We start from the raw sequence: 26,423 nt of genomic DNA, 5'->3' as shown, positions 1-26,423 counted from the left end.
CAAATCCTCCCCATCTTTGATGGGGAGGGGGACCGCCGCGAAGCGGTGGTGGAGGGGCGCTTAACCCAACGCCCGTTCAGGCTGAGCGAAGTCGAAGCCCACGCCTGACCATAGGCCAAGGGGACAGGCTTTCCCCGTGGCCTTCGACTTCGCTCAGGCTGAACGGAGGTTGGGGATCACTTCTTTCGGTCGTCCTTGCCGTTGTCGCTCTTATCCGTATCCCGCTTCGGCGTACTCCCCCGCAACGACAGCAGCGCCGCGGTCAGCCCGGCGGCCGCCGCCAGACTTCCCAAAATCGACGCCACCCCCCATTTGCCGCCGACCCGGTCCAGCCCATGCTTGCCCAGCGCCGGTGCCGGTGCGGGCTTGATGGGGGCAGGCTTGCGCGGCGGCGACTTGCGCGGCATGGTCCGCTTGGTCGATCGCGGCTTGGGCGGTGCCTTGGGCTTGGCGGCGGGTTGGGGGGCCTCGGCGGCCTCATCCTCTACCGCGACGGGCTCGGCCTCTTCGCGCGGCTTGTCCTCGACGGGCTTGGGTGCCGGGCGTTTGCGTGGGGCGGCGGTGCCCGCTGTCTTGGGCGCGGCGCGGCGGCGGGGTGGGCGTGGCTTCCTGGTGTCCGGTGTATCGACCATCGACATTCCCCCTGTTTCGGTCCGTCTGCGTAACGCTTCGCCCCGCCGCCGGTTGCCGGTCAGCGGAAGGGCGGCTCGTTGAACGCGCGCAGCTTGCGGCTGTGCAGCTTGTTGCCCTCGCGGCGCAGCTGTTCGCACGTCTCGATGCCGATCCGCATATGCTCGCTGATCGCGCGCTCATAGAAGCGGTTGGCCTGACCCGGCAGCTTCAGCTCGCCGTGCAGCGGCTTGTCCGACACGCAGAGCAGCGTCCCATAGGGCACGCGGAACCGATAGCCCTGCGCCGCGATCGTCGCGGACTCCATGTCGATGCCGACCGCGCGGCTGAGCGAGAAGCGCAGCGCCGACTTGGAATAGCGCAATTCCCAGTTGCGATCGTCGGTGGTGACGATCGTGCCGGTGCGCAGTCGACGCTTGAGGTCGTCGCCCGACTGGCCGGACACGATCTCGGCCGCCTTGGCCAGCGCGACCTGCACCTCGGCGATGGCGGGGACCGGAATTTCGGGCGGCAGCACATCGTCCAGCACATGGTCGTCGCGCAGATAAGCATGCGCCAGCACATAGTCGCCGATCCGCTGGCTGGGACGAAGCCCGCCGCAATGGCCGATCATCAGCCACGCCTCGGGCCGCATCACCGCCAGATGGTCGCAGATCGTCTTGGCGTTGGACGGGCCGACGCCGATATTGACCAGGGTGATGCCGGTGCCGTCCTTGGCGACCAGGTGATAGGCTGGCATCTGGTGCCGCCGCCACGCGCTGTCGGTGACGATCTTGTCGACATCCTCGGGCCGCTCGATCACCACGCCGCCCGCGCCCGACAGGGCGGTGAAGCGCGACCCCTCGCCCAGTTGCGAGGCGCCCCAGCGGACGAACTCGTCGACATAGCGGTGATAGTTGGTGAACAGCACGAAACGCTGGCAATGCTCGGGCGGCGTGCCGGTATAATGGCGCAGCCGGGCGAGCGAGAAGTCGGTGCGAAGCCCGTCGAACAGCGCCAGCGGCCGGTTGCCGTCGGCGGTCATCCACAGCCCGTCGGCGATCTCGTCGCCGATATGCGCCAGCTCGGTCGCGGGGAAGAAGCGCGCCAGCTCCGCCGCCGACACCGTGTCCAGGCTCAGCGCATGGCCGGGATCGAGCACATAGGGGAAGGGGATTTCCTGCCGCCCCGCCACCGCCTCGACGGTGACGTCGTAATCCTCGATCAGCAGGGTCAGCTGCTCGACCAGATAATCCTTGAACAAGGCGGGCTTGGTGACGCTGATCCGATAGTCGCCCGGCGATACCAGCCGACCGAAGGAACGCATCGGGGTCGGGCGTCCGACGTCGCCGCGAAAGACCAGGCGGATTTCGGGATAGGCGAAACAGCCATGCGCCCGGTCGTCGAGCGAGGGCACGGTGCCGTCGCGAAGATAGGCGGTCAGCGCGTCCTTCAGCCGCGTGACGGAGGCGGTGTAGAGGCGGTCGAGTTCCTCGACGATCTGTACGGCATTGGTCATGCAACAGGAGCTAGGCCCTGTCGCGGAAGCTGGCAAGCGGGTGCGGACGATGCCATGGCCGTCCGCACCCGCCCCGTGGGGTCAGGCGCCCTGCGTCGAATTCTCGTCGTCGCTGGCGGTGCGCAGCTTGGCCGCGCCGAACGCCGCCCCGGCCACCGCCGCCGCGACGCCCGCCGCGATTCCGGCGGCGGCATAGGGGTGGCTCTTCACCGTGTCACCGGCGGCCTTGGCCGCGCCCTGCGCCTTTTCGGCCAGGCTCTTGGCCTCGGCCTGCTTCTCGGGGGGGACATAGGTGGTCATGCCATGGTTCCTCTTGTCTGTTGATCCTCGCGTGTAAAACGCATGGGGACTTGGGGCTGTTCCGCCAGCGATCCAAATCCCCGCGCCGTCCGCTGGATCAGAGCTGGCTGAGGAGGTGCTCGGCCGAGCTGACCTTGAATTCGCCGGGCGCCTCGACGAACAGCTGTTCGACCACGCCGTCATTGACCAGCATGGTGTAACGCTGGCTGCGCAGGCCCATGCCGAACTTGGTGCCGTCCAGCGTCAGGTCGACCGCCTTGGCGAAATCGCCATTGCCGTCGGCCAGCATCGTGACGCCGCCCGCGCCCTGCACCTGGCCCCAGGCCTTCATGACGAAGGCGTCGTTGACCGAGGTGCAAGCGATCTCGTCCACGCCCTTGGCCTTCAGCGCATCGGCCTGGGCGATGAAGCCGGGCAGGTGCTGCGCCGAGCAGGTGGGGGTGAAGGCGCCCGGCACCGCGAACAGCGCGACGCGGCGACCGGCGAAGTAATCGGCGGCGTTCACCTGCTCGGGGCCCTCGGGCGTCACCTTGACCAGCGTGGCGGCGGGGAGGCGGTCTCCGACCTTGATCGTCATCGTTGCAATCCTTGGGGCATCGCGGCCCGGCACCATGCCGGGTGTCGGGGCCGTCCATGCCGCCAAGCCGCCCCGCATTTCAAGCATGGCGAGGCGAAGCGGTGATCCCTATAGTCGGGATGTGCATCAACTGACCTATCTCTCCGGCCAATTCCTGCTGGCCATGCCCGGCATGACCGATCCCCATTTCGATCACGCGATCATCGCGATGTGCGCGCATGACGAAGGCGGCGCGCTGGGCATCGGCGTCGGCGCGACGATCGACGGCATCGGTTTCCACGCGCTGCTCGATCAGTTCGGCATCGCGCCCGGCGACGCCCCCGACGCGCCGGTCCATTATGGCGGCCCGGTCGAGCCCCGGCGCGGCTTCGTGCTGCACAGCCATGACTGGCAGGGGCAGGACAGCGTCGATGTCGGCGGCCGCTGGGTCCTGTCGAGCACGGTCGACGTGCTCCGCGCCATCGCCGAGGGGCGGGGGCCGGAACGCTGGATCGTCGCGCTCGGCTATGCCGGGTGGGATGCGGGCCAGTTGGAGGGTGAGCTGCGCGAGCCGGGATGCTGGTTCAATGTCGGCGGCGAGCCGCGCATACTCTACGACGTCGGCGCGGGCGCGCGGTGGCAGGCGGCGTTCGGCGCGGCCGGGGTCGATCCGCGCCAGCTGGTGACCGGCGGCGGCACGGCCTGAGCCCCGGTTCCCGCCGGTATCGACCCGCATCCGATACCCGCTCAACGATATAAAGATATCTTTATATTTGATCCCTAAGGCGATCGCCGCTAAGGCGTCGGCCGTGCCGATCGGCGTTTCCCACGTCTTGGTCGGCCCCATTTTGCACGGAGTTTCGTCGTGTCCACGACTGCTGCCACCAAGAACGATTACGTCATCAAGGATATCGGCCTGGCCGATTTCGGCCGCGCCGAGATCAAGATCGCCGAGACCGAGATGCCCGGCCTGATGGCCCTGCGCGAGGAATTCGGCGCGGCGCAGCCGCTCAAGGGCGCGCGCATCACCGGCTCGCTGCACATGACGATCCAGACCGCCGTGCTGATCGAGACGCTGACCGCGCTGGGCGCCGATGTGCGCTGGGCGACCTGCAACATCTTCTCGACCCAGGACCATGCCGCCGCCGCGATCGCCGCTGCGGGTATCCCCGTCTTCGCCGTGAAGGGCGAGACGCTGGCCGAATATTGGGACTATGTCGGCGACATCTTCGACTGGGACAAGAATGGTGACGGCACCACCGCCAACATCATCCTGGACGATGGCGGCGACGCGACCATGTTCGCACTGTGGGGCGCCAAGCTGGAAGCCGGCCAGACCTTCGGCGAGCCGGAGAATGAGGAAGAGGTCGAGTTCCAGCGTTCGGTCAAGGCGTTCATCGCCAAGAAGCCGGGCTATCTGACCCAGACCGTCAAGAACCTGAAGGGCGTGTCGGAAGAGACCACGACCGGCGTGCACCGCCTGTACGAGATCGCCAAGAAGGGCGAGCTGCCCTTCCCGGCGATCAACGTCAACGACTCGGTCACCAAGTCGAAGTTCGACAATCTGTACGGCTGCAAGGAATCGCTGGTCGACGCGATCCGTCGCGCCACCGACGTCATGCTGGCGGGCAAGGTCGCTGCGGTCGCCGGGTTCGGCGACGTGGGCAAGGGCTCTGCCCAGTCGCTCCGCAATGGCGGCGCGCGCGTGCTCGTGACCGAGATCGATCCGATCTGCGCGCTGCAGGCGGCGATGGAGGGCTTCGAGGTCGTGACCATGGATGAGGCCGTGAAGCGCGCCGACATTTTCGTCACCGCGACCGGCAATGCCGACGTCATCACCGCCGATCACATGAAGGCGATGAAGCCCATGTCGATCGTCTGCAACATCGGCCACTTCGACTCCGAGATCCAGATCGCGGCGCTGTCGAACTACAAGTGGACCGAAGTGAAGCCCGGCACCGACCTGGTCGAGTTCCCGGACGGCAAGCAGATCATCGTGCTGGCCAAGGGCCGCCTGGTGAACCTGGGCTGCGCGACTGGCCACCCCAGCTTCGTGATGTCGGCCTCGTTCACCAACCAGACGCTCGCCCAGATCGAGCTGTGGACCAAGGGCGAGAACTACAAGAACGAAGTGTACGTTCTCCCGAAACACCTCGACGAGAAGGTCGCCGCGCTCCACCTCGAAAAGCTGGGCGTCCAGCTGTCGAAGCTGAGCGAGAAGCAGGCCGCCTATATCGGCGTGCCGGTCGAGGGTCCGTTCAAGCCGGATCATTACCGCTACTGATCCCGCTCGGCTCCGGCCGATGGGAAGGGAAAGGGGGCTGCCCGGCCGGGCGGCCCCCTTTTTCGTGCGGGACACGCGGCGCTCTTCTTCATTCTGGCGCATCGCTGGCGGATCGGGTTAGAGGAGTAGGGATGCGCAGCCTTGCCCCGGACCTTGTCGGATGATCGCGATCAGCAGCGTCGAGGCGGCTCTGTTGGGGGCGGCGGCGTGCGCCGTCATCGTCACGGGCATGGTCCTGATGTTCCTGGGGCTGCGCGCCCGCAAGGAAGCCTCGGCGGTGCGGCTGGAGCGCGACCGGCTGGATGCATTGCTGCGCGCCGGACCGGCGCAGGCCATGCTGGTGCGCAGCGACGGGCGGATCGACATGCCCCGGCGCCTGGCCGACTGGCTGGGCCTGCCCGACGTCGCGCGCTTCCCCGAGGAGCTGGGGGACGAGGTCTGCGGCCTGACCCCCGACGACAGCGCCGCGCTGGGCATCGACCTGATCGCCGCGCAGAAGACCGGCAAGCGTTTCCGTCGGATCATCCGGCCGCAGGGATCGCCCAGGACGCTGCTGTTCGACGGCGCGCGCGCGCCGCAGGATCAGGGCGCGGGCGGCGCGGTGGTCGTCTGGGTCTTCGACATGACCGATGCGCAGGACGAGATTGCGCGGCTGGATGCCGAGACCAAGCGGCTGGGCAATGCCTTCCAGGCGCTGACCGGGCTGATCGAGGCGGCGCCGCTGCCCATGTGGTATCGCGGCGACGACCTGCGGCTGGCGATGGTCAACACCGCCTATGTCGAGGCGGTCGAGGGGCGCGATGCGGCCGATGTGGTCGGGCGCGGGCTGGAACTGGTCGAGGGATCGGGGCGCGGCGGCCCGCTGGCGGGGGCGGCGGCGGCCCGCGACCAGGGGCGGCCGCACGAACAGGTTCTGCCCGCGACGATCGACGGCGCGCGGCGCGCGCTGCACATCTTCGACGTGCCGCTGCCGACCGGGGGCATTGCGGGCTTCGCGGTCGATATCGAGGATCTGGAACAGTCGCGCGCGGGCGCCAAGCGCTTCGCCGAGGCGCAGCGCGCGATGCTCGACCGGCTGTCGGCGGCGGTCGCGCATTTCGGGCCCGACCGGGGCCTCGTCTTCTGCAACCAGCCGTTCCGCCGGATGTTCGCGATGCGCGCCGAATGGCTGGCCGACCATCCCGAATTCGACCGCGTCCTGGAGCGGATGCGCGAGGCCAGTCGCAGTCCCGAGGTCCGTGACTTCCCCGGCTGGAAGGCCGAGCGCGCCGCCTGGTTCCGCCAGGCGGGGGGCGGCATCGAGGAGCAATGGCATCTGCCCGGCGGCACCCATTTGCGCGTCGTCGCCCAGCCGTTGCCCGATGGCGGCCTGCTGCTGATCTTCGAGGACCGGACCGAGGAGGTGCAGCTGGCCTCGGCGCGCGACACGCTGTTGCGCGTGCGGACCGCGACCTTCGACAATCTGTTCGAGGCGCTGGGCGTCTTCGCGGCCGATGGCCGGTTGCAGCTGTGGAACAACCGCTTCCGCGCGCTCTGGGGGCTGGAGGAGGAATTCCTGTCCAGCCATCCGCGTGTCGATGCCTTTGTCGATCGGGTCGCCGGGCGGCTGGCGACGCCCAGCCGGTCCGAGCTGATCGTCGAGCTGGTCCGGTCCGCGACGCTGGAGCGGCAGCAGCGCAGCGGGCGCGTCGCCTTTGCCGACGGGCGGCATTTCGAATTTGCGGGTGTGCCGTTGCCCGACGGCAACGCGCTGTTCACGCTGCTCGACATCACCGACAGCCGACGCGCCGAACAGGCCGCGCGCGACCGGGCCGATGCGCTGGAGGCGGCGGACAAGGTCAAGACCGCCTTCGTCGCCAATATGAGCTATGAGCTGCGCACCCCGCTGACCTCGATCAGCGGTTTTGCCGAGATGCTGCATGGCGGCTTTGCCGGGCCGCTGCCCGATACCGCGATCAGCTATATCGAGGCGATTCTAGAATCGACCGAGCGGCTGGGGCTGCTGGTCGACGATGTGCTCGACCTGACCCGCGATCAGGTGGATGCCGACATTGCGCGCGAGGATGTGCAGTTGGGCCGCGTCGCGCGCGCGGCGGCGGACACGATCCGTCCGGTCGCGGGGCGGCGCAAGCTGGACTTCGCGGTCGAGATTCACCGCTCGCTCGGCCGGATCACCGGCGACCGCCGCCGCCTGCAGGAGACGATCGAGCATCTGCTGCGCCATGCGGTCGAACAGACGCCCGAGGGCGGCCGAATCCTGCTCCATGCCGATGGCGATTCGGCGCGCGCGCGGATCGTGGTGTCCGACGACGGCCAGGGCATGGACGAACAATCGGTCGCCCATGCCTTTGACCGCTTCGCCGAGCCGGGGATCAAGGCCACCGGCGAGCGCGCGCTGGGGCTGGGCCTGCCGCTCGCCAAGCAGTTCGTCGAGGCGCATGGCGGCACGATCAGCCTGTTGTCCGAACCGGGGCAGGGGACGCTGGTCACGGTGGAACTGCCGCGAAGGGTGGCCGACAAGACCCCGACCACAAAGGAAAAGCCATGACGATCCGGCTGGCCGATGCCGCCGCCACCGAGGATTTCGGCCGCCGCCTGGCCGCGCATCTCCGCCCCGGCGACGTGGTGACGCTGACCGGCACGCTGGGCGCGGGCAAGACCAGCCTGGCGCGCGGGCTGCTGGCGGCGCTCGGCCTGCCCGGCGAGGCGCCGAGCCCGAGCTTCGCGATCGTCCAGCCCTATGCCCCGCCCGAAACGGCCTTCCCCGTGCTGCATGTCGATCTCTACCGGCTCGACGGGCCCGAACAGCTGGAGGAGCTGGGGCTGGACGAAGCATTGTGGGACTCGGCGCTGGTCGTCGAATGGCCCGACCGCGCGGGCCCCGATGCCTGGCCGCAGGCGCTGGCGCTGGCGCTGGAGATGGATCCGGATGGCGGACGTGTCTTGACAGCCATGGTCCCCTCGGGCTGGGAAGCGCGATGGCCGATATGACCCCGCCGGCGGACGCCGCCGCCTTTCTTGCAAGCGTCGGATGGGAGGGGGCGGTGATCGCGCCGCTCGCCGGTGACGCCTCGTTCCGCCGTTATTTCCGCGTCACGCGCGCTGGCCACAGCGCCGTCCTGATGGACGCGCCGCCGCCGCATGAGGACCCGCGCCCCTTCATCGCGATCGCGCGCTGGCTGGTCGGCCGGGGCTTTGCCGCGCCCGCGATCCTGGGGGCGGACGAGGTGCGCGGGCTGGTCCTGATCGAGGATTTCGGCGACGACCGGATGCGCGAGGCGATCGAGGCCGATCCCGACGCGACGGCGAAGCTCTATAGCGATGCGGTCGACCTGCTCGCCGCGCTGCGCGGCCACGCGCCCGAGGGGCTGGCCCCCTATGATGCCGCCGTCCTTCACCGCGAGGCGGCGCTGTTCCCCGAATGGTACACGCCCACCGTCGGCCTGGATGTCGATGTCGAGGGCTATCGCGCTGCCTGGGACCGGGTGTTCGCCCATGCCATCGCCGACAATCCCGTCACCGTGCTGCGCGATTATCATGTCGAGAATCTGATGCTGGTCGGGCCGATGCGGACGCTGGGGCTGCTCGACTTTCAGGACGCGCTGGCAGGGCATGCCGCCTATGACCTCGTCTCGCTGCTTCAGGACGCGCGGCGCGATGTCGAACCGTCGATCGAGCAGGCGATGCTGGAACGCTATCTGGGCGCGACGGGCGAGGGGGATGCGTTCCTGAACGCCTATCATGTCCTGGGCGCGCAGCGGAACGCCAAGATCCTGGGCATCTTCACCCGGTTGTGGAAGCGCGACGGCAAGCCGCGTTACGCCGCGCTCTGCCCGCGAGTCTGGGCCTATCTGGAACGCGATCTGTCGCAGCCGGTGCTGGCGCCGGTCGCGGCCTGGTTCGACGACAATGTGCCGCCCGAGTTGCGCGGCGATCCCCATGTCCTTGCATCGCGGGGCGACGGCGAATGACCCGACAGCTTTCCATTCGGCCCACCCCGGCGGGCCTCGTGCCGCGCACCGCGATGGTGATGGCGGCGGGGATCGGCAAGCGGATGCGCCCGCTGACCGCGACCCGGCCCAAGCCGCTGGTATCGGTGGCGGGCAAGCCGCTGATCGACCATGTCTTCGACCGGCTGGTCGCAGCGGGCGTCGAGCGGGCGGTGGTCAATGTCCATTACCTGGCGGACCAGCTGGAGGCGCATCTGCGCGACCGGTTCCCGGAGATCGAGATCGTCATCTCGGACGAGCGCGACCAGTTGCTGGAAACCGGCGGCGGGCTGGTCAAGGCGCGGCCGCTGCTGGGGGATGCGCCGGTGCTGGTGGTCAACAGCGACAATCTGTGGGTCGACGGGCCGGTCGACGCGATCCGCCTGCTGGCATCGCGCTGGGACGAGGCCGCGATGGACGCGCTGCTGCTGATGGTGCCGCTGGCGCGCGCGCACAATCATCAGGGGCAGGGCGATTTCCATCTGGGCGCCGATGGCCGGATCACCGGGCGGCGCAGGCCCGGCCGGGTCGCGCCCTTCTCCTATACCGGGCTCCAGATCCTGCATCCCCGGATCATCGCCGATGCGCCCGAAGGGGCCTTTTCGACCAACCTGTTCTGGGACCGCGCGATCGCGGCCGGGCGCGCCTATGGCCAGGTGCATCAGGGGCTGTGGTTCGATGTCGGCACGCCGCGCGCCATTCCGCAGACGGAACTGATCCTCGCGGATGGCTGAGCCGCGCCGCCCGAGGCTGCACACGATCCCGGCGCATCGCGGGTTCGCCGATGCGCTGGTCGCGGGGCTGATGCGGCGCACCGGCGGCGATCCGCTGGTGCTGGCGCAGGGCATGATCCTGCTGCCGACCAATCGCGGCGTCCGCGCCGTGACCGAGGCGTTCGTGCGCGCCAGCGGCGGCGGCCTGATCCTGCCGCGCATGGTGGCGCTGGGCGATCCCGAACTGGGCGAGGCGGCGGGCTCCGCGATCGATCCGGCGGATGCCGAGGCGCCGCCGCCGCCCGCCATCGCGCCCTCCGCACGCCGGATGATCCTGGCCCGGCTGGTCGAGCAGGAACGCCAGCGCGCCGGTCAGCCGGTCACGGCGGCCGAGGCGGTGCGGCTGGCGGGCGATCTGGCGCGCACGCTGGACCAGATGCTGGTCGAGGAGGTCGATCCGGCCAAACTCGCGGCGCTCGACCTGGGGCCCGAACTGACCGAGCATTGGCAATCGGCGCTGGCGACCTTCTCGGTGGTGCTCGACCGCTGGCCCGCGGTGCTCGCGAAGATGGGGCGGATCGATGCGGCGAAGCGGCGGACGCTGCTGCTCGACCGGATCACCGCGCGCTGGGCCGAGGCGCAGCCCGCCGGGTTCGTCTGCGCGGCGGGCGTCACCGACACCGCCCCTGCGGTCGCACGGCTGCTGCGCTGCGTGTCGGAGATGCCGGGGGGATCGGTGGTGTTCGCCGGGCTGGACCTGACCATGCCCGACGAGGAATGGGACGCGCTCGGCCCCCACAAGTCCGACCCCGATACCGGCCGCACCCGGCGATCGATCGAGACGCATCCGCAATATGCACTGAAGCTGCTGCTCGACCGGATGAGCGTCGGGCGGGGCGAGGTGACGGTGTGGCGCGGCGGCGGCGATTATGACGCGGGGCCGGTGCGCGGCCGCGCCATCGCCAATGCCATGGCCCCGGCGGACTTTACGGCCAAGTGGACCGAGATGCCCGCTGAGGACCGGCGGCTGTCGGGCGTGTCGACCATCGAGCTCGCCACCCCCGCCGAGGAAGCCCAGGCGATCGCACTGGCGCTGCGCGAGGCGATCGAGGAGCCGGGTCGCACGGCGGCGCTCGTCACCCCCGATCGCGCGCTGGCGCGGCGGGTGGCGGCGCATTGTCGGCGGTGGAACATCCTGATCGACGATACGGCGGGGCGGCCTTTGTCGATCCTGCTGCCGGGGACGTTCCTGCTCCAGCTGGCCGAGGCGGCGGCGCAGCATTTCGCGCCCCTGCCGCTGCTGGCGCTGCTCAAGCATCCGCTGATCCGTGGTGAGATGGACCGGGTGGCGTGGTTGGACGGCGTGCGTGCGCTCGACCGGGCGCTCCGGGGGCCGCGTCCGGCGCCGGGGCTGGACGGGATCGCCGCGCATGTCGCCGACAAGCCGACCGCCGCCGCCTTCTGGAGCCTGGCCGCGCCGATGCTGGAGGCGGTGGGGCGGACCTTTGGCGACGGGCCGCAGGGCCTGCGCACCCTGCTCGCCTGTCTGCGCGAATGCGGGCAGAGCCTGTGCGGCGACGCGCTGTGGACCGGACCGGCGGGGCGTGCGGCGGCGGAATTCCTGGCGGGCTATGAGGAACAGGCCGATCATGGCCCCGCGCGCGTCGATCCCGCCGAATTGCCGGGCCTGCTGCGCAGCCTGTTCGACGAGATCGCGGTGCGCGCCATCCCCCGCGAGGGGCAGCATCCGCGCCTCGCCATCTATGGCCCGATCGAGGCGCGCCTCCAGACCGCCGACCTGATGATCGCGGGCGGTCTGAATGAAGGCGTCTGGCCGGGGCGGCCCGCACCCGATCCGTGGCTGGCGCCGCGCATCCGCTCGCTGCTGGGGCTGGTGGGCCTGGAGCAGCGGATCGGCATCGCCGCGCATGACCTGGCACAGGCGATGGGCGCGCCGCGCGCGATCCTGACCCGCGCGCGCCGCGACGCCAGCGGGCCGACGCTCGCCTCGCGCTTCTGGCTGCGGCTTCAGGCGATGGCGGGCGACCGGTTCGAGGCGCATCCGACCCTCGCGCGCTGGGCGGAACGGCTCGACCGGCCCGACGACTATACCCCGGCGGATCGCCCCGCGCCCAGGCCGCCCGCCGCGCTGCGCCCCACGACCATATCGGTGACCGAGGTCGACCGGCTGAAGGCCGATCCTTACGCCTTCTACGCGCGCCGGGTGCTCCGCCTGTCGCCGCTCGATCCGGTCGATGCCGATCCCAGCGCGGCGTGGCGCGGCACCGCCGTCCACGACATTCTGGAGATGTGGTGGAAGGTGGACCGTTGCGACGTCTCGGCGCTTCGCCCGCGTGCGCTGGCGATGCTGCGCGACCAGCGGACCCATCCGATGATGCGCGCGCTGTGGCAGCCGCGTCTGATCGAGGCGATCGACTGGATCGCCGCCGAGGTCGCCGCCAAGGCCGCCGAGGGCCGCCATGTCCTGAGCGCGGAAGGCAAGGGCGAGGCCAAGCTGGCGGGCGTCACCCTAACCGGGCGGTTCGACCGGATCGATAAGTCGGCGGACGGCGCGCTGGTGGTGATCGACTACAAGACCGGCAAGCCGCCCTCCACCACAGCGGTGCGCGAGGGGTTCAGCCTGCAACTCGGGCTGCTGGGCCTGATCGCCGAGCGTGGCGGGTTCGAGGGCGTGTCGGGCAAGGCGGGCGGTTTCGAATATTGGTCGCTGGGGCGCGGACGCGAGGGGCTGGGCTATATCGCCACCCCGGTCGACCCCGACGGCAAGCGCGAGCGGATCCGCACCGACGAGTTCGTCGCCATCGCGGCGTCGAATTTCGCCGAGGCGGCCGGGCAATGGCTGACCGGGGACGCGCCGTTCACCGCCAAGCTGGTGCCCGAATATGCGCCTTATGCGGAGTATGACCAGCTGATGCGGCGGGATGAATGGTATGGCCGTGATCGGTAAATTCTGGGCTGTGTTCGCGCGTGATGGCGTGGCCTTCGACTTCGCTCAGGCTGAACGGAGCGGGGGCTTGGGTCCTACCTCCGTTCACGCTGAGCGAAGTCGAAGCGCACGGGACTCCCGCCGCCCGGAGCATGCCGCATGAGCGCGCGGCCCATGGCGAACCTGCCCCCGCTAAAGGGCGATCAGGCCGCCGCCAGCGACCCCGCCGCGCATGTCTGGCTGTCCGCCTCGGCCGGCACCGGCAAGACCCAGGTGTTGGCCGCGCGCGTGTTCCGCCTGTTGCTGCGCGGCGTCGCGCCCGAGGCGATCCTGTGCCTGACCTTCACCAAGGCGGGCGCGGCCGAGATGGCGCAGCGGATCAACAGCCGCCTCGCCGCCTGGGTGCGGATGCCCGAGACCGAGCTGTTCGCCGATCTGAAGGCGCTGGGCGAGACCGCGACCCCCGACCTGCGCGAGCGGGCGCGGACGTTGTTCGCGCGCGTGCTCGACGCGCCGGGCGGCGGCCTGCGTATCCAGACGATCCACGGCTTTTGCCAGGGGCTGCTGGCGGCCTTTCCGGTCGAGGCGGGCCTCGCCCCCGGTTTCCGCCCGCTGGAGGCGCGCGAAGAGGCGGTGCTGGCGCGCGAGGCGCTGGCGCGGATGCTGGAGACCGCCGAGCGCGAAGGCCGGGTCGGCCCGGTCGAGACGGTCGGCGCGCTGTCGCTGCGGCTGGGCGAGGGCGGGGCGGAGGCGTTCCTGGCCGCCTGCGCCCGCGCGCCCGGTGCGCTGGAGGCGCTGCCCACCGGCATCCAGCCCTGGTTGCGCCGTGCGCTCGACCTGCCCTCGGGCGATATCGACGAGGCTATCGCGGACGGCGTCGAGGATATCGACGAGGATGCCGTCATCCGGCTGGCGGGCGCGAACCGCGCCTGGGGCACCGCGACCGGCGACAAGGCGGCGGCGGCGATGGAGTGCTGGATCGGCAGCGACCGGGCGGGTCGCGTCGCCGGGCTCGAAGAGCTGATGGGCACGGTCTTCACCGCCAAGGGCGAGCCGCGCAAGGCCTCCAAGAAGCTGACCGATGCCGATCCCGATTATGAGGATATGGCACGCGAACTGGGCGAGGCGTGCCGTCACCTGCTGGGCCTCGCCGCCCGCGCGCGTCATGCCGACCTGCTCGCCGATGCGCTGACCGTGGGGCGCGACTATGCGCGGGCCTATACATTGTCCAAGCGGGCGATCGGGGCGGTCGATTTCGACGACCTGATCCGCACCACCGTCGATCTGCTCGAGCGGCCGGGCATCGGCGAATGGGTCCGCTACAAGCTCGACCAGGTGACCGAGCATGTGCTGATCGACGAGGCGCAGGACACCAATGCGCATCAGTGGCGGATCGTCCGCGCGCTGGCCGACGAGTTCTTCGTCGGGCGTGGCCTTTACGCGCCCTCGACGCGGACGCTGTTCACCGTTGGCGACCATAAACAGGCGATCTTCGGTTTCCAGGGGACCGACCCGATCAACTTCCAGGCGGCCGAGCTGCATTTCTCGCGCCGTGCGGACGAGGTGGCGGGTGATGACGACTGGCCCGAGGACGAACGCGGTCTGCCGTTCAACCAGCTGTCGCTGACCCACAGCTTCCGCTCGACCACGCCGATCCTCGAGTTCGTCGATGCGGCGATCGAGGCGCTGGGCGAACCCGGCATGGGCATGGGGCATGCGGTGGAGCGCCACGCCAGCGAGGTGAAGGGCCCCGGTCGCATCACCCTGTGGCCGCCGGTCGCGGCGGGGGGCAGCGACGAGGACGAGGAAGGCTGGATCGACGATGCGGTGCGCAAGGTCGCCACCGACATCGCGCGCGCCGTGCGCGGCTGGCTGGACGATGGCGTGATGCTGGAGAGCAAGGGCCGCCGTCTTGAGCCGCAGGACATCATGATCCTGGTCAAGCGGCGCGGTGACCTTGCCTCGCTGATCGTCGCGCGCCTCTATGCCGAGGGGGTGCCGGTGGCGGGCGTCGACCGGCTGCGGCTGAACGCGCCGCTGGCGGTGCAGGACCTGCTGGCGGCGGTGCGCTTCGTGTTGCAGCCCGAGGACGATCTGTCGCTGGCCGCGCTGCTGGTGTCGCCGCTGATCGGCTGGTCGCAGGAGCGGCTGATGGCGGCGGGGCACCGGGCACGCGGTGCGCTATGGGCGCATCTGACCCGGACGCTGCCCGCCGAGGACCTCGCGCCGCTTCGCCAGATGCTGGCGCGCGCCGACGTGTCGACACCCTATCAATTCCTCGAGGAACTGCTGTCGGGGCCGCTCGACGGCCGCCGCAAGCTGATCCGCCGGTTGGGGACCGAGGCGCGCGACCCGATCGAGGAGCTGCTGGGCGCCGCGCTGACCTTCGAGAGTACGACGACGCCCTCGCTGCAACGCTTCCTCGACTGGTTCGACCGGGGCGATGTCGAGATCGTGCGCGACCCCTCCGCGCCGCTGGACGCGGTGCGGGTGATGACCGCGCATGGGTCCAAGGGGTTGCAGGCGCCGCTGGTCATCCTGGCCGACGCCACCGCCGACCCGACCGCGAGCCCGCGTTCGATCCTGCGCTGGACGCCCGAGCCGGGGGCGCAGCCCATTCCCGTCTTTCCGCCGCGCGCCGAGGAACGCGGCGGGCCGCTCGACGCGGTGGCCGCCGAGATCGCCGCGCGCGAACTGGCCGAGCATTGGCGGCTGTTCTACGTCGCGGCGACGCGGGCGGAGGAGCAGCTGGTGGTGGCGGGCGCGCTGGGCAAGCGGGCGGCGGGCGTGCCGCCGATGCACAGCTGGTACGCGACCTGCGCCCGCGCCATGACCGCGCTGGGCGTGCCGGAGGTCGAGCCGGGCGACGGTCGGTCGCGCGTCTTCCTGGGCCGCAGGCCGCAGGAGCCGGTCGCGCCGCGCCCCGGTGCGGTCGTCGTGACCCGGCGCGAAGACGTCGCGCTGCCCGACTGGGTCCACCGGCCCGCGCCGCAGGAGTCGCGCCCGCCGCGCCCGCTCGCGCCGTCGCAGCTGGGTGAGGATATGGTGGCCGACCCGCCGCCCACCCCCGCGATGCGCGCGGCGGCGGAGCGGGGGCGGTTGATCCACTGTCTGCTCGAACGCCTGCCCCCGGTCGCGCCGGATGCGCGGCGCGGCGCGGCGGAGCGCTGGCTCGTGCAGGCCGCCGGGGTCGAGGATGCGGGCCTGCGCGCCGATGTGACGCAGGCGGTGTTCGCGATCCTGGACGATCCGGCCTATGCGCCGCTGTTCGGGCCGGGATCGCTGGCGGAGGCGCCGATCGCCGCGACGCTGGCCAATGGCCTGGTCGTGTCGGGGCGCGTCGACCGTCTGCTGATCGACGGCGACGAGGTCCGGCTGATCGACTACAAGACCGGGCGTCGCGCGCCGGGGGGCATCGACGATGTGCCGGTGTTCCATCTGGCGCAGATGGCGGGCTATGCCGCCGCGCTGGAAGTGATCTTTCCCGGCAAGCGGGTGTCGGTGGCGCTGCTCTATACGGCGGGGCCCAGGCTCGTCCCGGTGCCCGACGCGCTGCTCGCCGCGCACAAGCCCGGCTATCGCGACCGGGAGCAAAGCTTGCCGCTCGGTGGTTGAGCCACCGAGGCCCGCGCCCTAGATGGGTGACAATTCAAGGAGTGTAGTGAACATGGCAACCAAGCAGATCACCGACGCCAGCTTCGAGGCGGACGTCCTGAACTCCGACAAGCCGGTGCTGGTCGATTTCTGGGCCGAATGGTGCGGACCGTGCAAGATGATCGGCCCGTCGCTGGAGGAACTGTCCGAGGAACTGGGCGAGCAGGTGACGATCGCCAAGCTGAACATCGACGACAATCCCGACGCCCCCGGCCGTTACGGCGTGCGCGGTATTCCGACGATGATCCTGTTCAAGGGCGGCGCGGCCGCCGCGACCAAGGTCGGCGCCGAGCCCAAGGGCCGGATCAAGGCCTGGCTCGAAGGCGCGCTGTAAGCAATCCATAGCGCCCACTGAACGGGCATGGGACGGTTTTTGCGAGGCCCCATGCCCTCCCCAAACCCCTCCCGCCTGCGGGAGGGGCCTTTTTGTCCGGCGCGGCTCGAAAAGGCACGCCCCTCCCGCAAGCGGGAGGGGATGGGGGAGGGCATGGGGTCTCACCGAGACCACCGCCCGCCGCCGATCAACTCAGCGGGATCATCACCACATCGCGGAACGGCGCGCGGTCCTGCAACGCCGCATACCAGCGCTCCAGATTGGGCCGTGACGGCCGCTCGACCGGCAGCTGGAACCACGTATTCGCATAGGCCGCGACGGGAATATCCCCGATGCCGAACGTCGCCCCCGACAGCCATTCCTGCCGCCCCAGCACATCGTCCAGGATCGCCGACAGCCCCGCCGCCCGCGCCACGCTCCGTTCGATCAGCGCCATGTCGCGCGCCTCGGGGGCGGTGCGCACCATCTGGAAGAAGATCGGCCGGATCGCATCCGCCCAGGTGAAGCCCCAGTCCATCCACCGCTCCACCGAGGCCCGCGCCTGCGGATCGACCGGATAGAAAGCCTCGCCGCCCTGGTTGGCCGCCAGATAGCGCAGGATGCTGTTCGACTCCCACAGGACGAAGCCGTCATCCTCGATCGTCGGGATCAGCGCGTTGGGATTGAGCGCGCGGTAGGCCTGATCCATCCCGAACGGGCCGCCGATATCGCGCCGGTCATAGGCCAGCGCCATTTCCTCGGCCAGCCAGACCACCTTCTTGACGTTGTGCGAGTTGATCCGGCCCCAGATGGTCAGCATGGGCGTCAGCTCCGATAATCGGCGTTGATCGAGATATAGCCGTGCGTCAGATCGCAGGTCCAGACCGTCGCCGCGCCTTCGCCCAGGCCCAGATCGACGCCGACCGCGATCTCCTGTCCCTTCAGATGCGCGGCGACCGGGGCCTCGTCATAGCCTTCGACCGCCAGGCCCTCGCGCGCGACCAAAGTCTCGCCGAAGCGGATCGACAGCTTGTCGCGCTCGGCCGGTTCGCCCGCTTTGCCGACCGCCATGACGACGCGGCCCCAATTGGCGTCCTCGCCCGCGATGGCGGTCTTGACCAGCGGCGAGTTGGCGATCGACATCGCGATACGGTGCGCCGAACGGTCGCTCTCGGCGCCCTCGACCCGGATCTCGATCAGCTTGCTCGCCCCCTCGCCGTCGCGCACGACCAGCAGCGCGAGCTGGCGGCACAGATCGGCCAGCGCCGCGCGGAAGGCGTCCGCTCCGTCGCTGTCGTCATCGGCGAGCGGGGCATTGCCCGCCTTGCCCGTGGCGAAGGCCAGCACCGTGTCGCTGGTCGAGGTGTCGCCATCGACCGTGATGCACGAAAAGCTGCGGCCATTGGCGGCGCTCAGCGCGCGTTGCAGGAATTCGGGTTCGACCGCGGCGTCGGTGAAGATGAAGCCGAGCATCGTCGCCATGTCGGGCGCGATCATGCCCGATCCCTTGATGATCCCCGCCAGCGTCACCGTGCGGCCATCGACCATGGCGGTGGTCGTCGCGCCCTTGGCGAAGGTGTCGGTGGTCATGATCGTGGCGGCGGCGTCCTCCCACCCGCAGGGCGCGGCGGTGAAGGCGGCGTCCAGGCCCGCCTCGGCCTTGTCGATGGGCAGCGGCACGCCGATCACGCCGGTCGAGGCGACGAACACGTCCGAGGGCTGGCACTCCATCGCGGCGGCGGTGCGCGCGGCGATCGCCTCGACGGCGGCACGGCCCCGATGGCCGGTAAAGGCGTTGGAATTGCCCGCATTGACGACCAGCGCGCGGGCCTGGCCCAGCACCAGCGCCTTGCGGCACCATTCGACTTCCGGGCTGGGGCATTTGCTGGTGGTCAGCACGCCCGCCACGCTGGTCCCCTCGGGCAGCGTCACGAAGGTCAGGTCGCAACGGTCCCAATTCTTGTACCGCGCGCGGGCGACGCGCAGCGTCACGCCGTCGATCGCGGGCAGGGCGGGGAAGGGCTGGGCGAGGGGCGAGGTGGCGGTGCTCATGGGGGCCAGCTACATAACCGAGCGGGGGGCAGGGGCAAGCGCTTCCATCGGCTTGACCCGGATCGGGGCGGCGGCTTTGATGGCGATCGTCGGGATCGGGGGACGGACGATATGTGGGGTGCAGGGCGCGGGCTGCGAAATGGCGTGCTGGCGCTGGTCGGCGTGCTTGCCATAGTGTTGTTCATCCTGACGTCGTTCTCGATCGAATGGGCTTATGAACGCAGCCGGCAAGGCGGTCTGGGGAGCTTGCCCCGCGATCTTCCAGTTCCGGCCGTCCCGCCGCGCATCCTGGGCAATCCGGCCGCCGCTTTCGGACCCGATTCCTATCCGGATGAGGCGATGCGTCAGGGGTGGGAGGGGCGTTCGAGCCTTGCGGTCCTGGTCGATCCGGACGGGCACCCGACCCGATGCGAGGTTCTGGAAAGCAGCGGTCATGCGGTGCTCGACGAAGCGACCTGCGCCATGGTCGTGGGCCATGTCCGGTTTCAACCCGCCCGCGATGACAAGGGGCAGGCGGTGCGCGGCATCTATCGCGGTTTCAATGTCCGCTGGGAGCTGCCGCGCCTGCCGACGGACGTGCGATGACTGTCGAGGCTTGCCGGACCATGCAACGGATGGACGCGCCGCGCGTATCTGCCTAAGACAAGCCTCGCATGAACCTGCTTCTGCTCCTTTCCGCCCTTTTGTCCGCGCTGACCGGCGTGGGCGCGAGCGCGCGTGGGCAGGAGGCGCGGGGCGTCGTGGCCGAATGCAGCATCGTGGCGGCCGCCAAGCAGGCCGCCGTCGCGCGCGCCGCGACCCGGCCGGTGCAGGTGCTGGCCACGCTGGTCGTCAGTGCTCAGCCGCTTGCGCTGTTCCGGGCGGCCGCGCCGCGGCCGGTCGCCGCGATCTTCATGGGCCGTCGGCGCGAATAGCCCCGGCGTCGGCCCCGGCCGACCCCTTCCTTGCCATTGCAGTCGCGCGCGCCCGGCCTTCCGTTGGCGGCGCGCCCATCTCACGATATTTCAGTCAGGAAATCGCTTATGTTCGGCGGCCTCGCCAAGTCCCTGTTCGGTTCGTCCAACGACCGCTACGTCAAGTCGCTCAAGCCGACCCTCGCCAAGATCGCGGCGTTCGAGCCCGAAATGGAGGCGATGACCGACGCGCAGCTCGCCGCGCAGACGGTGAAGTTCCGCGAGCAGCTCGATCAGGGCGCGACGCTCGACAGCCTGCTGCCCGAGGCGTTCGCGACCGTGCGCGAGGCGGCGAAGCGCGTGCTGGGCCAGCGTCACTATGACGTGCAGATGATCGGCGGCATCGTCCTACATCGCGGCGAGATCGCCGAGATGCGCACGGGCGAGGGTAAGACGCTGGTCGCCACGCTCGCCACCTATCTGAACGCGCTGCCCGGCAAGGGTGTGCACGTCGTCACCGTCAACGATTACCTCGCGAGCCGCGACGCCGCGACGATGGGCCGGATCTACAATTTCCTCGGCCTGACCACCGGGACCATCATCCCGAACCTCGATGACGGCCAGCGTCGCGCGGCCTATGACGCCGACATCACCTATGGCACGAACAACGAGTTCGGCTTCGACTATCTGCGCGACAATATGAAGTATGAGCGCTCCTCGATGGTGCAGCGCCCCTTCAACTACGCGATCGTCGACGAGGTCGACTCGATCCTGATCGACGAGGCGCGCACCCCGCTGATCATCTCGGGCCCGACCGATGACAAGTCGGAGCTGTATATCGGCGTCGATGCGATCGTGAAGCAGCTGACGGCCGACGATTACGAGAAGGACGAGAAGCAGAAGTCGATCATCCTGACCGAGGACGGCACCGAGCGCGCCGAGCGCCTGCTGGAGGCGGCCGGGCTGCTCCAGGGCGAAAATCTCTACGACTTCGAGAATACCCAGGTCGTCCACCATCTGAACCAGGCGCTGCGCGCGAACATGATGTTCAAGCGCGACACCGATTACATCGTGAAGGATGGCAAGGTCGTCATCATCGACGAATTCACCGGCCGCATGATGGACGGGCGTCGCTGGTCGGAGGGGCTTCACCAGGCGGTCGAGGCGAAGGAGGGCGTCAATATCGAGCCCGAGAACCAGACCATGGCCTCGATCACCTTCCAGAATTATTTCCGCATGTACCCGAAGATTTCGGGCATGACCGGCACCGCCGCGACCGAAGCGGGCGAATTCTACGACATCTACAAGATCAACGTCGTCACCATCCCGACGAACCTGCCAATCGCGCGCGTGGACGAGGAGGACGAGTTCTACAAGAACACCCAGGACAAGTTCCTGGCGATCGCCAAGAAGATCCGCGACCACGCCGCCAAGGGCCAGCCGGTGCTGGTCGGCACCGTCTCGATCGAGAAGTCCGAACTGCTCAGCGAGTTTCTGGTGCAGGAGGGCGTGCCCCACAAGGTGCTGAACGCCCGCTATCACGAGATGGAGGCGCATATCGTCGCGCAGGCCGGTCGCCTGGGCGCGGTGACGATCGCGACCAATATGGCGGGTCGCGGCACCGACATCCAGCTGGGCGGCAACCTCGAATTCCGGATGCTCGACGAGCATCCCGATCTGGTCGAGGGCACGCCGGACTATGACGCCGCCGCGACCCGCATCCGCGCCGAGATCGCCGAGGAGAAGCAGAAGGTGCTGGAGGCGGGCGGCCTGTTCGTGCTCGGCACCGAGCGGCATGAGAGCCGCCGCATCGACAACCAGCTGCGCGGCCGTTCGGGTCGCCAGGGCGATCCGGGCCTGTCGCGCTTCTACCTCAGCCTGGACGACGATCTGCTCCGCATCTTCGGCCCCGACACGCTGTTCGCCAAGATGATGCGCAGCAATATCGAGGATGGCGAGGCGATCGGCAGCAAGTGGCTGTCCAAGGCGATCGAGACCGCGCAGAAGAAGGTCGAGGCGCGCAACTACGACATCCGCAAGCAGGTCGTCGAATATGACGACGTGATGAACGACCAGCGCAAGGTCATCTATGAGCAGCGCGCCGACATCATGGATGCCGAGACGGTGGGTGAGGTCGTCGCCGACATGCGCGCCGAGACGGTGAACGCGATCGTCGGCACCGCCTGCCCGCCCAACAGCTATCCCGAGCAGTGGGACGTCGCGGGCATGAAGCAGCAGCTCAAGGACCTGCTCAACATGGAGCCGCCGATCGACGCCTGGCTGGCCGAGGAAGCGATCGATCCCGAGATCGTGCTGGAGCGCGTGACCGCCGAGGCGGACGCGATGGTCGAGGCCAAGGCGAAGGAGCTGGAGCCCGAGACCTGGACGAGCGTCGAGAAGTCGATCCTGCTCCAGAATCTCGACCATCACTGGAAGGAGCATCTGGCGACGCTCGACGCGCTGCGCCAGGTCGTCCACCTGCGCGCCTATGCGCAGAAGACGCCGATCAACGAATATAAGCACGAGGCGTTTTCGCTGTTCCAGCGGATGCTCGACAATATCCGCGAGGATGTGACGCGCACCATCGCCTATGCCCAGTTCCAGATCCAGGCCCCGCCCGAACTCCCCGAGCTGCCCGACTTCATCACCTCGCACTTCGATCCGTTCACCGGCGAGGACAATAGCAACGACTGGGACGCCGCCGCGCGTGGCCTGATCCAGCCGCAAATGCCGCCGATGCAGATCCCGCAGCCCGAGGGCATGGACCTGGGCACCGACCCGGCCCAGTGGGAAGGCCGCGTGAACCGCAACGCGCCTTGCCCCTGCGGTTCGGGGCTGAAGTACAAGCATTGCCATGGCGCTGTGACGGTCTGATCCGTCCTCTCGTAGAATGAAAAGAGGGGCGGCGGGCTTCGGTCCGCCGCCTTTTTCATGCCTCGTCACCTCAGGGCCGATCGACATTCAGCGACGCCTGTCCTTCCCTCGCCCCTCGCAGAGGGGAGAGGGTTGCGCAGACTTGGTCTTTGCGAGAGCAAAGGCCTAGTCGGAGCTGGGTGAGGGGTGGGCGCTCGCGAAGCGAGCGCGCGAGCCTTTGTGCTCGCTCAACTGCGCTAGCCAGCTTCGCTAACCCTCTCCCCTGTCCAGGGGAGAGGGGAAGAAGAAGCAATACTGAATGTCGATCCGCCCCCGCGCAGGCCGGGGCCTGCTTCGATCGAAACCCGCATTCGCCGGGCTGGCGGGCGGGTGTCCCCGAGGCACAAAAAAGGGCGGCTGCCCGGCAGGCAGCCGCCCCATTCGGTCGCGATCGGCCAGTCTTACTTGGGCATCACCACCGTCGGCCCGATCGTGTTGACGATCGCACGCGCATCGAAGGCGCGCAGATTGTCGCGCGGGATCGGACCCTTGCGCATCACGACCTCGGCGGTCGCTTCGTAGCGGTCGATGGTGTTGATATCCATGTTGTTGCCGAAGAAGGGATCGCCCCAGAACGGGTCCCAGCTGCGCCAACCGAAGCCGCGGCCATAATAGCGCCACGACGGACCCCACCAGCCGCCGCCCCAGCCGCCAAAGCCCGGCCCGAACGCGCCGGGGGTCGAATAGGTGCGCGACCGCAGCTGCGTATCGCGGTCGGCCATCACGAAATAGTCATAGCCATTGGCCAGCGTCAGTTCCGCCGCGCGGAACAGCAGATAACGCTCGACCGTGTCGCGTGACGTCACCGTGTTGCCCGCGAAGCTGACGATGAAGCGGCCGGGCTCCAGCTGCTGATCGGAATAGCCGGTGCGGTAGAAGCCCGTTCCCGTCGCCGGGCGGTAGGTGGTTTCGGTCGCGCATCCCGCGACCATCAGGGTGCTGGCGCCGACCAGCGCGAGCGCGATCTTCCGACCGAATTGCATGGACACTTCTTCCTTTCCTTGCCGCACGACCGGGCCGGACGGCAACAGCCCTGTAGCTGGAATCGGTTTACCCTATCCCGGCAGAACGGTCGATGAACGGTTTGGCTCCCGCGATGAAATGTGCGTCACAGACCGGCCATATGGATGGCGATTTGCCGACGATGGCGCGCGCGGCGATGTTCGAACAGATAAATGCCCTGCCACGTCCCCAGCGCCAACCGCCCGCCGATCAGCGGCACCGACAGATGCACCCCGGTCAGGATGGCGCGCAGGTGCGCGGGCATGTCGTCGGGTCCTTCGTCGTCATGGGCATAGGCATGCCGGTCCTCGGGCGCGATGCGCGCGAAATAGGCGAGGATGTCGGTCCTGACCTCGGGCGCGGCATTCTCCTGGATGATGAGCGAGGCCGAGGTGTGGCGGCAGAACAGGGTCAGCAACCCTTCGTCCATGGCCTGCTCGCGAACCCAGGCGGTGACGCTCCGCGTGATGTCGGTCAGGCCCTGGCCATGGGTGTCGACGGTCAATATCGTGGTGGCTTGGCGCATCCATCCTCAATGCCCCAGCGTGCGGATCGATGCCAGCCTCTGCCCGGGACGGGCCGAATTGAACGGGTGACGTTGATGTGCGTTGTGCGGGCTCGAGGATAAGGAGACCTGCCGTGAAAGCCATGCTCGCCGCTCTGGCCGTCGTTACCGTTGCCGCCCCCATCGCCGCCACGCCCGCCGTCGCGCAGGAGCGCGATTATCGCTGGCATGGCGACCGCGACGACTGGGATGCGTCGCGCGACTATCGTCGCGGCAATTACCGCGAACGTCGCCTGACCCGTGACGACCAGATCTTCCGGGGTCGCGATGGCCGCACCTATTGCAAGCGCAATGACGGCACCACCGGGCTGGTCATCGGCGCGGTCGGCGGCGGCGTGCTGGGCAATGTCATCGGCGGCGGCACGCTGGGCACGCTGCTCGGCGCGGGCGGCGGCGCGCTGCTCGGGCGGTCGATCGATCGCGGCAAGGTCCGTTGCCGCTGATCGATGGGAGGGCGGCGGCCAAGACGGTCGCCGCCACCGCATTCGCGCCGATGCGCTTGCGGTAGCGCTAGCCAAGACCGGCCCTGCTGGCCCATGATGGCCGCTGGGAGGGAATTCATGGCTTTCGATCTGAGATATACGACGGCGCTCGCGGCGGTTCTGCTGGCCAGCGGGTGCAATCGGTCCAAGGCGGACGACAATTGGACCGCCGATAACGACACCGCCATCTGTACCGATGCGCAGGGTACGCGCCTTCCCGACGATCGATGCCGCCAGCACCGCGTGGGCGGCGGAGGCGGGGCCTTCTGGTATTTTCTGGGCCGCGGCCGCTCCATTCCCTATTATGGCGAGCGCGCGACGGGCGGCAGCTTCCGCGCCGCGCCCGGCGGCCGCTATGTGACGGCCCCGGCGGGCAGCGCGATGACCCGCGCGGCGGCGATCAGCCGGGGCGGGTTCGGATCCTCGGCCAGCCATTTCGGCAGCATCCACGCATGATCCGCCAGAGCCTGACGCCGCGCCCCGACTGGCAGGCCAAGGTCGAGGCGCTCGGCCTGATCTGGCACGAGGCCAGGGAGCGCCCCTACTGGGACGAGAGCGCCTGTTATCGCTTCACCCGCGCGCAGATCGACCGGATCGAGGCGGCGACGACCGAACTCTATCGGCTGTTCCTGGCGGCGGGCGAAGCGGTGGTCAGCGAGCCTGCGTTGCTCTCGCGCTTCGGCATTCCGCCGGTGTTCCACGATCCGATCCGCGAAGCCTGGGACGCCGAGCCGCCGGGGCTGAACTTCGGCCGGTTCGACCTGGGCTTCGACGGGCAGGACGCTCCCAAATTGTTCGAGTTCAACTGCGACACGCCGACCTCGCTGCTGGAGGCGGCGGTGGTGCAATGGGCGTGGAAGGAGGAATGCTTCCCCCGGCTGGACCAGTTCAACAGTCTGCACGAGGCGCTGGTCGCGCGCTGGGCGGAGATCGCCCCCGATCTGCCCGCCACGCTGCATGTCGCGCATGTCGCCGATCTGGCGGGCGAGGACGCGATCACGGCGGCCTATCTGCGCGATACCGCCGAGGCGGCGGGGATTACGACCGTGCCGATTCTGATGGAGCGGATCGGCTGGCACCATGACGACCATTGTTTCGTCGACGAAGGGGACATGCGGATCGAGGCGCTGTTCAAGCTCTATCCGTGGGAATGGCTGGTCCATGAGGACTTCGCGCCGCATCTGCTCGACAATCTGGCGCGCGGCGACACGCTATGGATCGAACCGATCTGGAAGATGATCTGGTCGAACAAGGCGATCCTGCCGATCCTGTGGGACCTGTTTCCGGGCCATCCCAACTTGCTGGCCGCCAGCTTCACGATCCCCGACGGCGATGCGGTGGCCAAGCCGCTCCTGTCGCGCGAAGGCGCCAATGTCTCGATCCGCCGCGCGGGCGACATCATCGCCGAGACGAAGGGCGAATATGGCGAGGAAGGCTATGTGTACCAGTCGCTCTATCGCCTGCCGGAGACGGCGCCGGGATGTTTTCCGGTCCTGGGGAGCTGGGTGGTCGACGGCGCGGCGGTCGGGATGGGCATCCGCGAGGACGGGCTGATCACATCGAACACGGCGCGGTTCGTTCCGCATGTGATCGACGGCTGATCCGTCATGCTGGCGCTGTCTGGGGGATGAC

23 protein-coding genes are annotated in these 26,423 nt (G+C 69.0%); 15 read left to right on the top strand and 8 right to left on the bottom strand.

Features of this window, described 5'->3' with window-relative positions; translation table 11 throughout:
- Positions 1 to 176 precede the first annotated feature (176 nt).
- The 4 genes from QE385_RS04905 to QE385_RS04890 all read right to left on the bottom strand — a co-directional run bounded on the left by QE385_RS04905 (position 177) and on the right by QE385_RS04890 (position 3,005).
- On the bottom strand, positions 177 to 632 hold the full coding sequence (locus QE385_RS04905) for a hypothetical protein (protein ID WP_307099634.1): 456 nt from the start codon (positions 630 to 632) through the stop codon (positions 177 to 179).
- 59 nt (positions 633 to 691) lie between these two features.
- Positions 692 to 2,128 (bottom strand): AMP nucleosidase, encoded by a 1,437-nt coding sequence (locus QE385_RS04900; protein WP_307099632.1) that lies wholly within the window; start codon positions 2,126 to 2,128, stop codon positions 692 to 694.
- A gap of 81 nt (positions 2,129 to 2,209) precedes the next feature.
- Positions 2,210 to 2,428 carry a hypothetical protein gene (locus tag QE385_RS04895; RefSeq protein WP_307099630.1) on the bottom strand — a complete coding sequence of 73 codons (219 nt, stop codon included), beginning with the start codon at positions 2,426 to 2,428 and terminating at the stop codon, positions 2,210 to 2,212.
- Positions 2,429 to 2,525: 97 nt separating this feature from the next.
- The gene (locus tag QE385_RS04890; protein ID WP_307099629.1) at positions 2,526 to 3,005 is read right to left on the bottom strand and encodes a peroxiredoxin; all 480 of its coding nucleotides are present in this window, start codon (positions 3,003 to 3,005) and stop codon (positions 2,526 to 2,528) included.
- 121 nt (positions 3,006 to 3,126) lie between these two features.
- Here QE385_RS04890 and QE385_RS04885 point away from each other — a divergent pair, with 121 nt between their 5' ends.
- The 9 genes from QE385_RS04885 to trxA all read left to right on the top strand — a co-directional run bounded on the left by QE385_RS04885 (position 3,127) and on the right by trxA (position 16,905).
- On the top strand, positions 3,127 to 3,690 hold the full coding sequence (locus QE385_RS04885; RefSeq protein WP_307099627.1) for a YqgE/AlgH family protein: 564 nt from the start codon (positions 3,127 to 3,129) through the stop codon (positions 3,688 to 3,690).
- A 159-nt stretch (positions 3,691 to 3,849) separates the two neighbouring features.
- Complete coding sequence (gene ahcY, locus QE385_RS04880) at positions 3,850 to 5,268, top strand: adenosylhomocysteinase (protein WP_307099625.1); 1,419 nt, start codon at positions 3,850 to 3,852, stop codon at positions 5,266 to 5,268.
- A 160-nt stretch (positions 5,269 to 5,428) separates the two neighbouring features.
- Positions 5,429 to 7,816: a PAS domain-containing sensor histidine kinase gene (locus QE385_RS04875; RefSeq protein ID WP_307099622.1), complete on the top strand. Its 2,388-nt coding sequence runs from the start codon at positions 5,429 to 5,431 to the stop codon at positions 7,814 to 7,816.
- Positions 7,813 to 8,259 carry a tRNA (adenosine(37)-N6)-threonylcarbamoyltransferase complex ATPase subunit type 1 TsaE gene (tsaE, locus tag QE385_RS04870; protein WP_307099620.1) on the top strand — a complete coding sequence of 149 codons (447 nt, stop codon included), beginning with the start codon at positions 7,813 to 7,815 and terminating at the stop codon, positions 8,257 to 8,259. The genes QE385_RS04875 and tsaE overlap by 4 nt, the downstream gene beginning before the upstream one ends.
- Positions 8,256 to 9,239, top strand: coding sequence for an aminoglycoside phosphotransferase family protein (locus QE385_RS04865; RefSeq protein ID WP_307104556.1), 984 nt, complete (start codon positions 8,256 to 8,258; stop codon positions 9,237 to 9,239). The genes tsaE and QE385_RS04865 overlap by 4 nt, the downstream gene beginning before the upstream one ends.
- On the top strand, positions 9,236 to 9,991 hold the full coding sequence (locus tag QE385_RS04860) for a nucleotidyltransferase family protein (protein WP_307099618.1): 756 nt from the start codon (positions 9,236 to 9,238) through the stop codon (positions 9,989 to 9,991). Before QE385_RS04865 ends, QE385_RS04860 begins: the two co-directional genes overlap by 4 nt.
- Positions 9,984 to 12,938, top strand: a complete 2,955-nt coding sequence (gene addB / locus QE385_RS04855; protein WP_307099616.1) for a double-strand break repair protein AddB — start codon at positions 9,984 to 9,986, stop codon at positions 12,936 to 12,938. The genes QE385_RS04860 and addB overlap by 8 nt, the downstream gene beginning before the upstream one ends.
- 138 nt (positions 12,939 to 13,076) lie before the next feature.
- Positions 13,077 to 16,532: a double-strand break repair helicase AddA gene (addA, locus tag QE385_RS04850; protein ID WP_307099614.1), complete on the top strand. Its 3,456-nt coding sequence runs from the start codon at positions 13,077 to 13,079 to the stop codon at positions 16,530 to 16,532.
- Between the two features lie 52 nt (positions 16,533 to 16,584).
- Positions 16,585 to 16,905: a thioredoxin gene (trxA, locus tag QE385_RS04845; protein ID WP_007404159.1), complete on the top strand. Its 321-nt coding sequence runs from the start codon at positions 16,585 to 16,587 to the stop codon at positions 16,903 to 16,905.
- A gap of 187 nt (positions 16,906 to 17,092) precedes the next feature.
- On the opposite strand, the gene QE385_RS04840 is transcribed toward trxA, so the two are convergent.
- Together QE385_RS04840 and argJ are read right to left on the bottom strand one after the other, a co-directional pair.
- Positions 17,093 to 17,704, bottom strand: coding sequence for a glutathione S-transferase family protein (locus tag QE385_RS04840; RefSeq protein WP_307099612.1), 612 nt, complete (start codon positions 17,702 to 17,704; stop codon positions 17,093 to 17,095).
- Between the two features lie 5 nt (positions 17,705 to 17,709).
- Entirely contained in the window at positions 17,710 to 18,936 is a 1,227-nt protein-coding gene (argJ, locus tag QE385_RS04835) for a bifunctional glutamate N-acetyltransferase/amino-acid acetyltransferase ArgJ (RefSeq protein WP_307099609.1), read from the bottom strand.
- A gap of 144 nt (positions 18,937 to 19,080) precedes the next feature.
- Between argJ and QE385_RS04830 the strand changes: the two genes are divergently transcribed.
- From QE385_RS04830 to secA, 3 genes are all read left to right on the top strand, one after another.
- Positions 19,081 to 19,521 (top strand): energy transducer TonB, encoded by a 441-nt coding sequence (locus QE385_RS04830; RefSeq protein WP_307099607.1) that lies wholly within the window; start codon positions 19,081 to 19,083, stop codon positions 19,519 to 19,521.
- 68 nt (positions 19,522 to 19,589) lie between these two features.
- Entirely contained in the window at positions 19,590 to 19,850 is a 261-nt protein-coding gene (locus tag QE385_RS04825) for a hypothetical protein (RefSeq protein ID WP_307099605.1), read from the top strand.
- A 108-nt stretch (positions 19,851 to 19,958) separates the two neighbouring features.
- Complete coding sequence (secA, locus tag QE385_RS04820) at positions 19,959 to 22,703, top strand: preprotein translocase subunit SecA (RefSeq protein WP_307099603.1); 2,745 nt, start codon at positions 19,959 to 19,961, stop codon at positions 22,701 to 22,703.
- 440 nt (positions 22,704 to 23,143) lie between these two features.
- Here the strand turns inward: secA and QE385_RS04815 are convergent, their stop codons facing one another.
- Both QE385_RS04815 and QE385_RS04810 read right to left on the bottom strand, forming a co-directional pair.
- A complete protein-coding gene (locus tag QE385_RS04815) occupies positions 23,144 to 23,725 on the bottom strand; it encodes a hypothetical protein (protein WP_307099601.1) in 582 nt (193 codons plus the stop codon).
- A gap of 125 nt (positions 23,726 to 23,850) precedes the next feature.
- Positions 23,851 to 24,270: a secondary thiamine-phosphate synthase enzyme YjbQ gene (locus QE385_RS04810; protein ID WP_307099599.1), complete on the bottom strand. Its 420-nt coding sequence runs from the start codon at positions 24,268 to 24,270 to the stop codon at positions 23,851 to 23,853.
- A gap of 122 nt (positions 24,271 to 24,392) precedes the next feature.
- Between QE385_RS04810 and QE385_RS04805 the strand changes: the two genes are divergently transcribed.
- From QE385_RS04805 to QE385_RS04795, 3 genes are all read left to right on the top strand, one after another.
- Entirely contained in the window at positions 24,393 to 24,752 is a 360-nt protein-coding gene (locus QE385_RS04805; protein ID WP_373424708.1) for a glycine zipper 2TM domain-containing protein, read from the top strand.
- Positions 24,753 to 24,869: 117 nt separating this feature from the next.
- A complete protein-coding gene (locus QE385_RS04800) occupies positions 24,870 to 25,247 on the top strand; it encodes a hypothetical protein (protein WP_307099595.1) in 378 nt (125 codons plus the stop codon).
- Positions 25,244 to 26,392: a glutathionylspermidine synthase family protein gene (locus QE385_RS04795; RefSeq protein WP_307099593.1), complete on the top strand. Its 1,149-nt coding sequence runs from the start codon at positions 25,244 to 25,246 to the stop codon at positions 26,390 to 26,392. Before QE385_RS04800 ends, QE385_RS04795 begins: the two co-directional genes overlap by 4 nt.
- Positions 26,393 to 26,423: the final 31 nt, after the last annotated feature.

This window comes from Sphingomonas sp. SORGH_AS_0950, assembly GCF_030818415.1.
GTDB lineage: Bacteria > Pseudomonadota > Alphaproteobacteria > Sphingomonadales > Sphingomonadaceae > Sphingomonas.
The sequence above is the reverse complement of the archived record's forward strand: the minus strand, read 5'-3'. Positions and strand labels throughout refer to the sequence as shown.

Bases quoted from the DNA above. Each gene is read 5' to 3' on its own strand.
- QE385_RS04905 (WP_307099634.1), bottom strand. From the start codon at position 632: ATGGTCGATACACCGGACACCAGGAAGCCACGCCCACCCCGCCGCCGC.
- QE385_RS04900 (WP_307099632.1), bottom strand. From the start codon at position 2,128: ATGACCAATGCCGTACAGATCGTCGAGGAACTCGACCGCCTCTACACC.
- QE385_RS04895 (WP_307099630.1), bottom strand. From the start codon at position 2,428: ATGACCACCTATGTCCCCCCCGAGAAGCAGGCCGAGGCCAAGAGCCTG.
- QE385_RS04890 (WP_307099629.1), bottom strand. From the start codon at position 3,005: ATGACGATCAAGGTCGGAGACCGCCTCCCCGCCGCCACGCTGGTCAAG.
- QE385_RS04875 (WP_307099622.1), top strand. From the start codon at position 5,429: ATGATCGCGATCAGCAGCGTCGAGGCGGCTCTGTTGGGGGCGGCGGCG.
- tsaE (WP_307099620.1), top strand. From the start codon at position 7,813: ATGACGATCCGGCTGGCCGATGCCGCCGCCACCGAGGATTTCGGCCGC.
- QE385_RS04865 (WP_307104556.1), top strand. From the start codon at position 8,256: ATGACCCCGCCGGCGGACGCCGCCGCCTTTCTTGCAAGCGTCGGATGG.
- QE385_RS04860 (WP_307099618.1), top strand. From the start codon at position 9,236: ATGACCCGACAGCTTTCCATTCGGCCCACCCCGGCGGGCCTCGTGCCG.
- addB (WP_307099616.1), top strand. From the start codon at position 9,984: ATGGCTGAGCCGCGCCGCCCGAGGCTGCACACGATCCCGGCGCATCGC.
- addA (WP_307099614.1), top strand. From the start codon at position 13,077: ATGAGCGCGCGGCCCATGGCGAACCTGCCCCCGCTAAAGGGCGATCAG.
- trxA (WP_007404159.1), top strand. From the start codon at position 16,585: ATGGCAACCAAGCAGATCACCGACGCCAGCTTCGAGGCGGACGTCCTG.
- QE385_RS04840 (WP_307099612.1), bottom strand. From the start codon at position 17,704: ATGCTGACCATCTGGGGCCGGATCAACTCGCACAACGTCAAGAAGGTG.
- argJ (WP_307099609.1), bottom strand. From the start codon at position 18,936: ATGAGCACCGCCACCTCGCCCCTCGCCCAGCCCTTCCCCGCCCTGCCC.
- QE385_RS04825 (WP_307099605.1), top strand. From the start codon at position 19,590: ATGAACCTGCTTCTGCTCCTTTCCGCCCTTTTGTCCGCGCTGACCGGC.
- secA (WP_307099603.1), top strand. From the start codon at position 19,959: ATGTTCGGCGGCCTCGCCAAGTCCCTGTTCGGTTCGTCCAACGACCGC.
- QE385_RS04815 (WP_307099601.1), bottom strand. From the start codon at position 23,725: ATGCAATTCGGTCGGAAGATCGCGCTCGCGCTGGTCGGCGCCAGCACC.
- QE385_RS04810 (WP_307099599.1), bottom strand. From the start codon at position 24,270: ATGCGCCAAGCCACCACGATATTGACCGTCGACACCCATGGCCAGGGC.
- QE385_RS04805 (WP_373424708.1), top strand. From the start codon at position 24,393: ATGCTCGCCGCTCTGGCCGTCGTTACCGTTGCCGCCCCCATCGCCGCC.
- QE385_RS04800 (WP_307099595.1), top strand. From the start codon at position 24,870: ATGGCTTTCGATCTGAGATATACGACGGCGCTCGCGGCGGTTCTGCTG.
- QE385_RS04795 (WP_307099593.1), top strand. From the start codon at position 25,244: ATGATCCGCCAGAGCCTGACGCCGCGCCCCGACTGGCAGGCCAAGGTC.